Genomic DNA, 12138 nt, shown 5'->3' with positions numbered 1-12138 from the left:
TATTAATAATTTTATTTTCTATGGTTAAAAATCTAATTTCTGGAGTGCAAATTAAATCAGGGGGAAAATACATGAATAGACTTTTCCTACTGAAAAAATAAGTATAAATAAGTACAATACCCATTAGAGAAATATGTCTTTTCTTATTTATGAGTATCAACTTATAGATTCTTTATTTATTATTTCTATGCTTTTCAAGCAAAGCTCTTATTACAAAGTAGTTAGTTGTATGTCGATACCTCATAGTTAAGATTAGGCTGCGATGAAGGTAGGTAATCAGAAGGGAGACAACCTAGCGCCTTTTTAAAAGTGGCTGAGAAATGTCCATGATTTGCGTACCCAACTTCCTGAGCTACAAATGAAACTGATGGGGGACTTTCATTGAGTAGTTCAATGGCTTTTGACATTCGTTGTTGAACAATATACTGGTGAACAGTGGTATTTAGCTCTTTACGAAATAATTGTTTTAGAGAGGTTTCGTTTGTACCTACTCTATGAGCTAACTGGCTAATGGTAGGAGGGAGACTATATTCTTGGTCTAATATTCCTATTGCAACTTCTAGGTGCTTAAAGCTTATTTTATGATTCGTTTTACATTTATCATCGTTAGCCAAGTAGTAAACGGCCTCATTAATAAAAGAATAGGACATATGATGATGCAAGCTATTCTTAGTCACCGAGGGTTCTATGAGTTGTTTGGCAATTCTGAGTAAGGTATCTGTTGCTCTTTTGGTGATGAAGAATGGCTGTTTACGTTTAAGCTTATTTTTAATGTCTGTACCAATTTGCATGACTTCAAAATACTCTACTAACATTCTTCTAGGTACCTGAAGTGCTATTAAGTGAGCATTCTGATGTTGATATTTACATGTACCAGACTGAGTATCGGAATAACAAAAAATCAAAGCTTTATTTGGGATTATATGTTGGGTGGATAGACTGTTGATGTGGTAGCATACAGCATTACTCATATTAATCATAATGGTCACTAAATCGAATTCAGTATGATTATTAGTCTCCAATTTAATTGGTGAGTAGAATTGAGCACGAAATTCATTGAGTATAATTTCATCATTTAGCTGATTACACCTGACGAAGAAATTACATTTGGGATGTTTAAACACAATGTTTCCATTTTTTTGTGTCGATTCCTGCATGAGTTCTATATCGAAGGGTAAACGGTAATAAGCCATAATTATATTTATTCTTTAACGATAATGAGAAACATTATCACTAAAATCAATCTATGTCTATGGTTGCACTTAAATTATTGATATAATTAACCAAAAATATATATATTTTTGTAATCTCATACTTGTCAATATTAATAAATTTGATTGGCAACACTATGCTGTTTGACGACATTTTCGATATTGCAGAGGATTCTGCCCAAAATGTTGTTTAAACAGCTTAGTAAAGTGTGAAGGACTGGAATATCCGACGTTATAAACGATATCAATGACTGGCTGATCGGTTAATACTAGCTCAATGGCCGCGACATCCATTCGAGTTTGTTGTAGATGCTTGGAAAAGGTGGTATTGAAAAGTTGTTTAAATCCTCTTTTAAAGCTGGTTTCATTGGTCCCCACCCGCTTACACAATTCAGCAATACTCCAGTTCTTGCTTGGTTCATTTTCTATTAGCTTATTTGCTTTACGTATTTTGCTCAGGGTTCGGCTTGATAGACATACGTATTCGTCTTGTTTCCGATTGCTATTTAACATCTCCAACTTATGCAGCAGTCTTGATAAGCACTGGTATGCTTGGGAAGATGTATAAAGGTGGGCTGTAGAGTGTGATAATTGGACTGAACTAGAGTTACCTAATTGATGAGCAAAGCTATGGATCTCAGGGCTGGTGTCAAATATCCAAGGACGACTTTCTATAAAAGGTTGAAGTTTACTATCTTTGAGGAGATCTAAAATTTGATTGTTTATATTTCCCAAGTATTGGCAATCAAATCTTATATCAACAACCTCAATAAAGCTTTTCTCGGAGCTTGTAAGAATATCATTGAAATTACAAGTTGATCTTATAAGAAGACTTTTTCCAGGTTCTAAATTTATGGTTTTTTGTTTACTGTCGTGCCAAAGTATATCTTTACCTTGAATTACGGTAAGTATGCGCAGGCTTGTGGTAGGCTCTTTGTTTTCAATGCTGCTGACCACACATTTTCCATATCCTGAGAATGTATAAATATTGCACCCCAAAAATCCACCATATGAATGGTAAGTAGAATTTATTGTTGATGAGTGATCGCTTCTAATTTTTGTGCACTGCATTGTTGTATGAGTACAGCTTGGCTGCAATGTTGATTCAACATAGCTCATAGACATTCCTCCGAGGAATCATAGTCAGCTAATACAGGCATATTCCATCAACATATTGAAGTGCTCTAAAGATCGAAATATTGTCTACATGCATACATATTTTTATCCTGCATAAGCGAGTTCTATATTCTGTTGGGTTGTTTGATTCTTGTCTGCTCAAATTGGAAATTATCTCGGATTTATTCCTGCCGAGATTGAGTAATCAATTCTTATTTTTCTGAAGTATCGTTAATTTTTGAGAATAACGACTTACATTGTTGGGCTAATGCTAATGAGGTTAATAATTAGGTATATGCAGTGTTATTTAGGTTAGTGCGTATTGAGGAAAGCGAAAAGAGTAGAGCCAGTGCGAGTGAAACTGGCTCTTTAGTATCAGCTATTGGTTACTGAGATAATCCAGCACCACTTCATGGTGATCTTTGGTTTTAAACTTATTAAATACATGCTCAATCATACCTTCCTCGTTAATAAGGAAGCTAATGCGGTGTAGCCCATCATAGATTTTACCCATGAACTTCTTTTCTCCCCAAACTCCAAACTGTTCAGCGATGGCATGATCTTCATCAGAAAGTAGGGAGAAGTTGAGGTTATCACGTTCGATAAATTTACCTAGGCGTTTGACCGGGTCGATACTGACACCCAGTACCACGACATTGTGCTTATCCAGTTCTGCTTTCACATCACGCAGGCCTTGCGCTTGAACTGTACACCCTGGTGTCATCGCTTTGGGGTAAAAATAAAACAGCACCTTCTTACCAGTGAAATCACTGAGTGAAACCGTATTATCATCTTGATCTTGAAGTGAAAAAACTGGGGCAATAGCACCCGCGGTTAGCGTGTTCATTGATTTTCCTTTCTATAGACTGTTTTTGATGAAATTGAGTGATCCATGTACACCAAGGGTGGCGCATAGCTCATCAAACTCTTCGCTCAATTGCATTAAGTTAAAATGGGCATCGACTTTTGCTGTGATGGCAATGTGGAATTGGTTTTTAGCACATTGAGTTTTATCTTTATGAATGGTTTGTGCGCTCAATGACGAAAGACCAATAGTCCTATCTGCAAAAAACTGTGTAAATTTCTCCGTAATACCCAGTTTATCATCAGATTCTACAAATACCTCTACATGATAAGAATTATCTATATACGTATGTTCAGAGGTACGCTTCATCATAGTAATGAGGTCGAGTTCTTGACCCAATAGTGGCAGCGTTGTCTCGACACGAATAATACTGGCATTATTACCCGAGAGTAGCATGATAAGAGTGAACTCATGGCCAAAAAGAGCGATGCGGCTGTCAACAATATTGCACCCAGATTTTGTGACGAGCTGTACGACTTGGTTGCACACCCCAGGCCGATCTGTTCCTACTGCTGTTATCACCAGATGTTGAGTCATAGTATCACTATTGAGTCATTGTTATGATTGTTAACCAAACAGCTTAGCATAGTTACACTAGGGCCAGTAGACCTGAGATAAAAGTATGATTTATGACCTCAGTCTGACACCTATACAGGGTGTAATTTGGCAAAGTTCTAACATCTGGTAAATATTCATTCAAATAGGTGATTTAAGCGACTTTAATCCCTTGTGTTTCTTAATCGCCTTACAGTAACATGCAAACAGTATCTATATTAGGGAGAAAGACATGTTTTCGGGAAGCATTGTAGCGCTCATTACCCCCTTTACCCATGATGGCGAAGTTGACTTCGTTAGTCTGAAAAGATTGGTGGATTATCATGTTGAGTCTGGTTCAAATGGCATAGTCGCTGTCGGTACAACAGGAGAATCGGCAACGTTAACTGTTGAAGAGCATGTCAAAGTGGTGTCTAAGGCAGTCGAATTCGCTGAAGGTCGTATTCCTGTTATTGCTGGTACAGGCGCTAATGCCACACATGAATCCGTTACCTTCAGTCGCTTACTGAATAATTCTGGTATTTCAGGTTGCTTAAGCGTCACGCCTTATTACAACAAACCGACTCAGGAAGGGTTGTACCAACATTATAAGGCGATTGCAGAAGAGAGTGATGTACCGCAAATCTTATATAATGTTCCTGGTCGAACGGCAGTAGACTTGCTGCCTGAAACCGTCGCTCGTTTGGCTGAAATCGATAATATCGTCGCACTTAAAGATGCCACGGGTGATTTAAGCCGAATTGAGATTCATCGTGAACTTTGTGGCAAAGATTTTATCTTACTAAGTGGCGATGATTCCAGTGGTCTCGATTTTGTGAGACTTGGTGGTCAGGGAGTGATTTCTGTGACGAATAACATTGCTGCGGCAGATATGGCGACCATGATGAAACTTGCCCTTGAAGGTAAGTTCGATGAGGCCGAAGCGATTAATCAACGTTTGATGCTGCTGCATAAAAACTTGTTTGTTGAGTCTAGCCCCATCCCAGTTAAATGGGCAGCACATAAAATGGGTTTGATAGAATGTGGCGACTTACGCTTACCGTTAACTGAACTGTCTGAATCAGCTCACCCAATGGTGATAAAAGCAATGACGGACGCCAGTATTGACTAAATTAATATGAATTGCCGAAGCCTCTGCTTCGGCATTTAATTACCAGGAGTTTCAATGAAATTGTCTCATCAGCTAGTCGTGAGTTCGCTAGCTGTTTTTGTTTTGAGCGCTTGCTCTGGCGGGGCGACTCAGCGCCGCCAGGCTAAAGATGACTTTGAGTATCTTGATACCCAACCGTTAACAGAGTGGAAAAATATTGAAGGTGTTGAGCCCCGTGTTTATCCAAATTACCAGATCCCGTCAGGAGTGTTTACTGGTGGTGTAGGGAAGTCTGTCGATATTCGACCTCCTCAGCAAGTTCTTGAGTTAATCCCAGGTGCACGAACTGAACGTCATGGTGAAGAAGTGACATTATGGCTGCTCAAGAAAGATGAACTAGATAAAGTGTGGCAAACGGTGCTAACCATGCTTGAGGAGCGTAAGATCACCATTCGTGAGCAAAGCGATAGTCGTATTGAAACGGATTGGGTGACATGGGTATCTGAAGACGAAGACAAAGAAATTGGTTCTCGTTATGAGATCACTAGCATTGAAGCGAACAAACGTTATGGCTTCAAAATATCTTTGATTGATTGGCGTGAGGCTGGTAAAAAGCACCCAGTATCGGCGACTAATAAAGAGCGCTACAACGTGTTGATGACTAATTTGGTGACTGCACGTTATGATCTTGATGCTCGTCAGGCTGCGGAGCGTCGTGCTCAAGAGTTAGTTAAAAATATCCCAATTACTATGGGTACTGATCGCAGTGGTTTCCCTGTCATTATTGCGCGTTCTCCATACAATGTTCTGTGGTCTCGTTTGCCTAACTTATTACCATCAATGGGCTTTACCATTGAAGAACGTAATCAATCACAAGGAACAGTTAAAGCTAAGTACGCCGAACCAAATGATGAATTTTGGACTAATATTGGTGTTAAACCGATTAATTTGCCTTCCGGTAAATATACTTTCCTATTTGGTGATTTAGGTAACCGTACTTCTATTAATGTGACGGATTCTTCAGGTAAACCAGTCGAAGAGAAGTTTTTAAAAGATATGGTCCCCGTACTATCTGCTGTTGTTGATAAGCGCACCAAGTAATGGAATAAAAACTAACTCTATACCTTAAGAGTAAAAGTTCGACAATAAAAAGCTGACTATGAAAAGTCAGCTTTTTTGTGTCTATATTATCGCTAGTCGACTATAGAACCATTGCAGCGACCCACCCAAATACTATCAAAGGAACATTGTAGTGCATGAAGGTAGGTACAACGGTTTCCCAAATGTGCTCATGTTGACCATCAGCATTGAGTCCAGAGGTTGGGCCTAAAGTCGAATCAGAGGCTGGTGAACCTGCATCACCAAGAGCTGCTGCTGTACCAACTAGTGCAATGGTTGCCATCGGAGAAAAGCCAAAAGCAGCCGCTAGTGGGACATAGATAGTGGCAATAATTGGAATGGTTGAGAAAGATGAACCAATCCCCATAGTCACCAGTAGGCCTACGACTAACATGAGTAATGCCGCCAAAGGTTTGTTATTACCGATGCTGGTAGATAGCGCCTCTACTAAAGATTCTACGCCGCCAGTTTGTTTCATTACCGCGGCAAAACCAGCAGCAGCAATCATAATAAAGCCAATCATCGCCATCATATGAACACCTTTGGTGAACACATCATGAGTTTCTTTCCAAGCAATGACCCCACCAAAGGTAAAGACCATAAAGCCTGCTAATGCACCAATAATCATAGAGCCTGTGGTTAACTGAACGGAAAGTGCAGCCAGAATACCGGCAGCAGCAACGAGAATGTTCTTCTTATTAATCGATACTGTGTTTTCTTCCACATGAGTCAACTCAGTTTCTTGATACTCACGAGGTCGGCGATAACTAAAGAGAATTGCGACTAAAAGGCCAAAAATCATGCCAGCGGCAGGCAGTAACATTGCCACAGGGACTTGGCTAGCGGTCACAGATTCAAGTCCGTTATCATGAAGGTTTTTGAGCAAAATGTTGTTTAAAAAGATGCCACCAAATCCCACCGGAAGGACCATATAAGGAGTCACTAAGCCAAATGTTAGCACACAGGCGATCATACGACGGTCAAGTTTTAACTTAGCAAATACGCCAAGTAATGGTGGGATCAAAATAGGAATGAATGCGATATGGACTGGAATAACATTTTGTGAGGACATAGTGACTAAAACAAGTGCAAGCAATACTGCGTACTTTAGTCCAGTGGATGCGGCGCCGTTTTCTTTGCCATGTATACGTTTGATAACACTATTGGCTAACAAATCGGTAATACCTGACTTGGAAATCGCGACGGCAAAAGTCCCGAGCATAGCGTAACTTAGTGCTATGGTTGCACCACCACCTAGGCCACTTTCAAATGCTGCGACCGTGTCATTTAAACCCATGCCAGCGACAAGTCCACCGACGATGGCACTGAATGTCAGAGCGACCACGACATTCACGCGCATCAGTGCTAGAAGCAGCATGATACATACAGAAATTACTACAGGATTCATAGTTTACTCGTTGGTTGTGTTTACTTTTTATTTATTGTGTTCGACATCTTCGCAAACAATAGGCCAGCCGCCGAGCGCTTTCCATTTGTTGACGATGCCGCAAAATAACTCTGCTGTTTTTTGAGTATCGTATAGTGCAGAGTGGGCTTCTCTATTGTCAAAATCCATCCCAGCCACTTTGCATGCTTTTGCTAAAACGGTCTGGCCATAGGCAAGTCCGCTGAGAGTCGCAGTATCAAATGTGGCAAAGGGATGAAAAGGGACACGTTTAAGGTTGCTACGCTCGCTGGCAGCCATAACAAAATTATGGTCAAAAGTGGCATTATGAGCGACGATGATCGCCCGTCTGCAATCTGCTGCTTTCTGCTCTTTGCGTACAAGCTTATATATTTCTTTGAGGGCTTCGGATTCCGGTACTGCTCCTCTTAAAGGGCTAAATGGGTCATGGATACCATTAAAATCCAGCGCTTCCTTTTCTAAATTCGCTCCTTCAAATGGTTCAACATGGAAATGTATTGTTGAAGCGGGTTTAAGATTACCATGCTCATCCATAGCTAGAGTGATGGCACAAATCTCTAACAGGGCATCGGTTTTAGCATTAAATCCTGCTGTTTCGACGTCTATTACTACCGGAAAATATCCGCGAAAGCGTTGCTTCAGCGTCAATGCTTCGTTATCTACACTCATGTTGGCCTAATATTATGTGACAAAGCCAGCATTATTGCAGATTCTAGGGACAAGAAAAACCTCATAATCACTCATCAGCTGGGTTGATTCGATTAAATATAGTGCTGCATATTCTGGCGAGGATTTTGCATTCTTTCTGCTGTAGTTGTATCAGCGGCAACAATAGGCCGCATTATGTAAGAGAGTCCGTGCGCCATGAAGAAACGGTTAGCCACTACCTTAACAGCCATTGCTATTCACTCCATTACCGTACCTGTTATGGCAATGGACGTACATTATGGGGCTAAGCCTGAGCAGTCAAAGTGGCAAATGATAATGAATACACCACTAGAATGTAGAATGGTACACCCTATTCCGAATTATGGTGATGCTGTCTTTTCTTCTCATGCTAGTAAGAAAATTAACCTCGATTTTGAGTTGAAAATGAAGCGGCCAATGGGGAAAACACGTGATGTTTCCTTGGTTTCTCAGCCTCCAGCATGGCGACCTGGTGACAGTGGTGAGCGCATTACTAGTCTCCAATTCTTCCAACAGTTTGATGGGTATATCGGAGGTCAGACGGCGTGGGGTATTTTAACTGAACTAGAAAAAGGACGATATCCCACGTTTAGTTACCAAGAATGGCAAAGTCGAGATCAACGTATTGAGGTTGCACTCTCGTCTGTATTATTCCAGCGCTCATATAACGCCTTTAGTGATTGTATTGCGAATTTATTGCCTTATAGCTTTGAAGACATCGCCTTTACCATCTTACACTACGACCGCTCGAGCGTAGAGTTGAGTAAGGCATCGCAGAAAAGGTTGGCCCATATAGCTGAGTATATAAAGCATAATCAAGACATCGACTTAGTATTAGTCTCCACTTATACCGGCAATGAAGACAGCAAAAGCGTCAGTCAAAATCTATCTGAGCAACGTGCTGAGGTACTACAAAAATATTTTAAATCCTTGGGCTTACCGGAAGATAGAATTCAGGTTCAAGGCTATGGTCGCCGTCGTCCTGTCGTGGATAATAACTCGCCATTAGGAAAGGATCGAAACCGAAGAGTGGTGATATCACTAGGCAGAACACAAGTTTAATACCTAGTTCTCAGCCATAAGCCCACGAAATCAATTCAGGCGGAATTTGGCAATCAAGTTGCAGTGGGTAGTAGTGTCAATTTCCTGCACGAGTTTAGCTACATTAGGGCTAGGGTGTCTCTTCATAAAATCGATCAGAGCTTTTTTACAGCAACCCATTGAATCAACAAAAGCATCACACTCGCTATTAGGGCATTGAGGAACCAAAGTGAGTACCTTTTCGGACGCCATTTGAAGGTATTTTAGTTCGTGTCTGTTATTGCCGACAGTTCGCCAGAATGAAGCCATATTATGACAAGAGATTACAGAAATTGTCAGTCTGTCTTCTGCTTCAACATCGTTCGATATACCGATACCTTCACTGAGAGTCAACGCCTGCTGGTAATGAAGAATGCTACGCAGATGATCGTGTTCACTGAGTGCAATATCAGCCAGTAATGTATGTTTTTCCCAGTCGACGATACCCATGATTAGCCCTTATACATTGACAATATCATTATATTAAATGATAATCATTATCATGTAAAGGCGGATGGAAAAGGCAGTATGAACTGCCCTTGAAAGAAAAGCGTATTTATCCAGTTAACCCTGATGAAGCTTGTTTGTTTTGGATAAGCTCTAGCATATAGCCATCAGGATCTTTAACAAAAGCAATATGTGTTGAACCACCTTTTACTGGCCCGGGCTCTCGGGTCACATTGCCTCCTGCGGCTTTTATTGCGTCACAGGTGGTATAGATATCATTGACACCAATAGCAATATGACCAAATGCTGTACCGAGGTCATACTCAGTTGTACCCCAGTTGTAAGTGAGTTCAATGACTGCGCCTTCTGACTCGTCGCCAAAACCTAAAAATGCTAGTGTGTATTCGTATTGCTTGTTCTCATTGGTGCGTAGTAACTTCATGCCCATTACTTGAGTGTAAAACTCGATGGATTTTTCCAAATCACCAACACGCAGCATAGTGTGTAAAATGCGTCCGTTTGACATTGCTATCTTCTCCTAATTCTCTGGGTAAACCTTGTCTTTAAATTCGCACAAATCTTCTATAATGCAGCTCCCACAGCGTGGCTTTCTTGCTACGCAGGTGTAACGGCCATGAAGTATTAACCAATGGTGGACATCGAGTTTAAACTCTTTAGGCACAACCTTAAGTAGTTTTTCTTCCACTTGGTCAACATTCTTACCCATGGCAAATTTGGTACGGTTTGATACACGGTAAATATGGGTATCGACAGCGATAGTTGGCCAACCAAATGCGGTATTCAAAACAACATTGGCTGTCTTACGTCCAACACCGGGAAGAGCTTCAAGAGCAGCGCGATCTTCAGGGACTTGGCCACTGTGTTTATCAAGTAAGATGCGACATGTTTTAATCACATTTTCAGCTTTTGAGTTAAATAAGCCGATGGTTTTGATGTATTCCTTCACGCCATCCACGCCCAAGTCAAAAAGACCTTGCGGAGTATTGGCGACAGGGTAAAGTTTATCGGTTGCTTTGTTAACACTTACATCTGTAGCTTGTGCTGAGAGAAGCACGGCGATAAGAAGCTCGAAGGAAGAGTTCCAGTTTAACTCAGTTTGCGGGTTAGGGTTGTTTTCCCGTAAACGCTCCAGTATTTGTACTCGTTTTTCTTTATTCATTTTCGTATTGCTATCCAGTGTATCAATCAGAATTTACTGATTGGTAACGCGAGCTCGTTCTATTGCTGGTTTCTGTGCTTTTGGTTGACGAGCTTTTTGCTGTGCATCGATGACATTTTTTAAGGCTATCAGTAAGCCGACGCCGATAAAAGCACCGGGTGGTAGCAATGCTAATAAGAAACTGCTATCGAAGTGGAAAATCTCAATCCGTAACACGGTTGCCCAACTACCAAGCAGTAAATCCGCGCCATCAAACAATGTCCCATTACCAATTACTTCCCTCATCACGCCCAATATAACGAGAATACTTGTCATACCTAATCCCATCCAAAAGCCGTCTTGGGCCGCGGGAAGGACGTCATTTTTCGATGCAAAGGCTTCTGCACGGCCAATAATAATACAGTTGGTTACAATCAGAGGGATAAAGATACCAAGTGATAGATAAAGGCCGTATGCGTAGGCATTCATTAGTAACTGCACACAAGTCACTAAAGCGGCAATAATCATTACAAAAATTGGGATCCGCACTTCGTTTGGTACATGGGCCCGCACTAAGGAAACGATGACATTGGAACCAACCAGAACCAGCAAAGTCGCGACACCCAGCCCAAGAGCATTGGTGACAGTTGAAGATACAGCGAGTAAAGGACACAGCCCAAGTAATTGAACCAGCGCTGGGTTATTATCCCACATCCCATTTTTGATTAATGTTTTATGATCACTCATCTCACTCTCCACAGTTGTGTGGTTGGTTTCGAATCTCATCACCATGGTCGTTGACGAATTGAACTGATTTTTTTACCGCTTTTACAACGGCTCTCGGTGTAATCGTTGCACCAGTAAATTGGTCAAACTGCCCGCCGTCTTTACGAACTTTCCACTGTGAATCATTTTCCGATGTGACTTTTTTACCGCTAAAGCTTAGGATCCAGTCTGTGATGCGTAAATCAATTTTGTCACCCAAACCGGGTGTTTCCTGATGGTTTAACACGCGCGTACCGAGAATGGTGCCGTCTTGTTGGACGCCAACAATGATCTTGATTGCGCCGCTATAGCCATCTGGTGCAATGGCTTCGATGGCAAGAGCGGTGGGTTGACCATCTTTAGTGGCTAAGTAAACTGGCATATCAGCGTCAGTGCCAAGGTCAGGGTGATTGACCAAAGTGCATGACTGATACAGATTGTTATCATGCATATCTTCAGGAATGACCTGATTAAGAACAGACAAAAGCTGCGCTTGCTCTTGTTGGCTAATTTGCTCTTTGGTTAAGTAGTGAGTAAGAGCAACAACACCCGTTGAAGCACAAGCAAAAAGAGCGAGTACGGCTCCATTTTTACGAATAGCGTTTAACATTTTGCTCC

General features: G+C 41.2%; 14 protein-coding genes. 3 read left to right on the top strand and 11 right to left on the bottom strand.

Annotated features, from left to right (window positions below):
* Positions 1-221 precede the first annotated feature (221 nt).
* From KO511_RS18480 to KO511_RS18465, 4 genes are all read right to left on the bottom strand, one after another.
* Positions 222-1193 carry a helix-turn-helix transcriptional regulator gene (locus KO511_RS18480; protein ID WP_215988874.1) on the bottom strand — a complete coding sequence of 324 codons (972 nt, stop codon included), beginning with the start codon at positions 1191-1193 and terminating at the stop codon, positions 222-224.
* A 153-nt stretch (positions 1194-1346) separates the two neighbouring features.
* Positions 1347-2330: a helix-turn-helix transcriptional regulator gene (locus KO511_RS18475; protein WP_215988873.1), complete on the bottom strand. Its 984-nt coding sequence runs from the start codon at positions 2328-2330 to the stop codon at positions 1347-1349.
* A gap of 376 nt (positions 2331-2706) precedes the next feature.
* Positions 2707-3174, bottom strand: coding sequence for a thioredoxin-dependent thiol peroxidase (gene bcp, locus KO511_RS18470; protein ID WP_215988872.1), 468 nt, complete (start codon positions 3172-3174; stop codon positions 2707-2709).
* Between the two features lie 12 nt (positions 3175-3186).
* On the bottom strand, positions 3187-3729 hold the full coding sequence (locus KO511_RS18465) for a glycine cleavage system protein R (RefSeq protein ID WP_215988871.1): 543 nt from the start codon (positions 3727-3729) through the stop codon (positions 3187-3189).
* A gap of 250 nt (positions 3730-3979) precedes the next feature.
* On the opposite strand from KO511_RS18465, the gene dapA reads away from it, so the two are divergent.
* Positions 3980-4858 carry a 4-hydroxy-tetrahydrodipicolinate synthase gene (gene dapA / locus KO511_RS18460; RefSeq protein WP_215988870.1) on the top strand — a complete coding sequence of 293 codons (879 nt, stop codon included), beginning with the start codon at positions 3980-3982 and terminating at the stop codon, positions 4856-4858.
* A gap of 54 nt (positions 4859-4912) precedes the next feature.
* The gene (gene bamC, locus KO511_RS18455) at positions 4913-5938 is read left to right on the top strand and encodes an outer membrane protein assembly factor BamC (protein ID WP_215988869.1); all 1026 of its coding nucleotides are present in this window, start codon (positions 4913-4915) and stop codon (positions 5936-5938) included.
* 100 nt (positions 5939-6038) lie between these two features.
* Here bamC and KO511_RS18450 read toward each other — a convergent pair whose 3' ends face one another.
* Together KO511_RS18450 and rnt are read right to left on the bottom strand one after the other, a co-directional pair.
* The gene (locus tag KO511_RS18450; protein WP_215988868.1) at positions 6039-7364 is read right to left on the bottom strand and encodes a Na+/H+ antiporter family protein; all 1326 of its coding nucleotides are present in this window, start codon (positions 7362-7364) and stop codon (positions 6039-6041) included.
* A 27-nt stretch (positions 7365-7391) separates the two neighbouring features.
* Positions 7392-8051 (bottom strand): ribonuclease T, encoded by a 660-nt coding sequence (gene rnt, locus KO511_RS18445; protein ID WP_215988867.1) that lies wholly within the window; start codon positions 8049-8051, stop codon positions 7392-7394.
* Between the two features lie 195 nt (positions 8052-8246).
* Here rnt and motY point away from each other — a divergent pair, with 195 nt between their 5' ends.
* Positions 8247-9131, top strand: a complete 885-nt coding sequence (gene motY / locus KO511_RS18440) for a flagellar protein MotY (protein ID WP_215988866.1) — start codon at positions 8247-8249, stop codon at positions 9129-9131.
* 30 nt (positions 9132-9161) lie between these two features.
* On the opposite strand, the gene KO511_RS18435 is transcribed toward motY, so the two are convergent.
* The 5 genes from KO511_RS18435 to rsxG all read right to left on the bottom strand — a co-directional run bounded on the left by KO511_RS18435 (position 9162) and on the right by rsxG (position 12130).
* Positions 9162-9599, bottom strand: a complete 438-nt coding sequence (locus KO511_RS18435; protein WP_215988865.1) for a DUF2753 domain-containing protein — start codon at positions 9597-9599, stop codon at positions 9162-9164.
* Positions 9600-9705: 106 nt separating this feature from the next.
* Positions 9706-10122 carry a lactoylglutathione lyase gene (gene gloA, locus KO511_RS18430; protein ID WP_215988864.1) on the bottom strand — a complete coding sequence of 139 codons (417 nt, stop codon included), beginning with the start codon at positions 10120-10122 and terminating at the stop codon, positions 9706-9708.
* A gap of 12 nt (positions 10123-10134) precedes the next feature.
* Positions 10135-10776, bottom strand: coding sequence for an endonuclease III (gene nth / locus KO511_RS18425; RefSeq protein WP_215988863.1), 642 nt, complete (start codon positions 10774-10776; stop codon positions 10135-10137).
* A 33-nt stretch (positions 10777-10809) separates the two neighbouring features.
* On the bottom strand, positions 10810-11502 hold the full coding sequence (locus KO511_RS18420) for an electron transport complex subunit E (protein WP_215988862.1): 693 nt from the start codon (positions 11500-11502) through the stop codon (positions 10810-10812).
* Between the two features lies 1 nt (position 11503).
* On the bottom strand, positions 11504-12130 hold the full coding sequence (rsxG, locus tag KO511_RS18415; protein WP_125319455.1) for an electron transport complex subunit RsxG: 627 nt from the start codon (positions 12128-12130) through the stop codon (positions 11504-11506).
* Between the last annotated feature and the right edge of the window lie 8 nt (positions 12131-12138).

It is taken from the genome of Vibrio hepatarius, from assembly GCF_018860525.1.
In the GTDB taxonomy this organism is placed as follows: domain Bacteria; phylum Pseudomonadota; class Gammaproteobacteria; order Enterobacterales; family Vibrionaceae; genus Vibrio; species Vibrio hepatarius_B.
The sequence above is the reverse complement of the archived record's forward strand: the minus strand, read 5'-3'. Positions and strand labels throughout refer to the sequence as shown.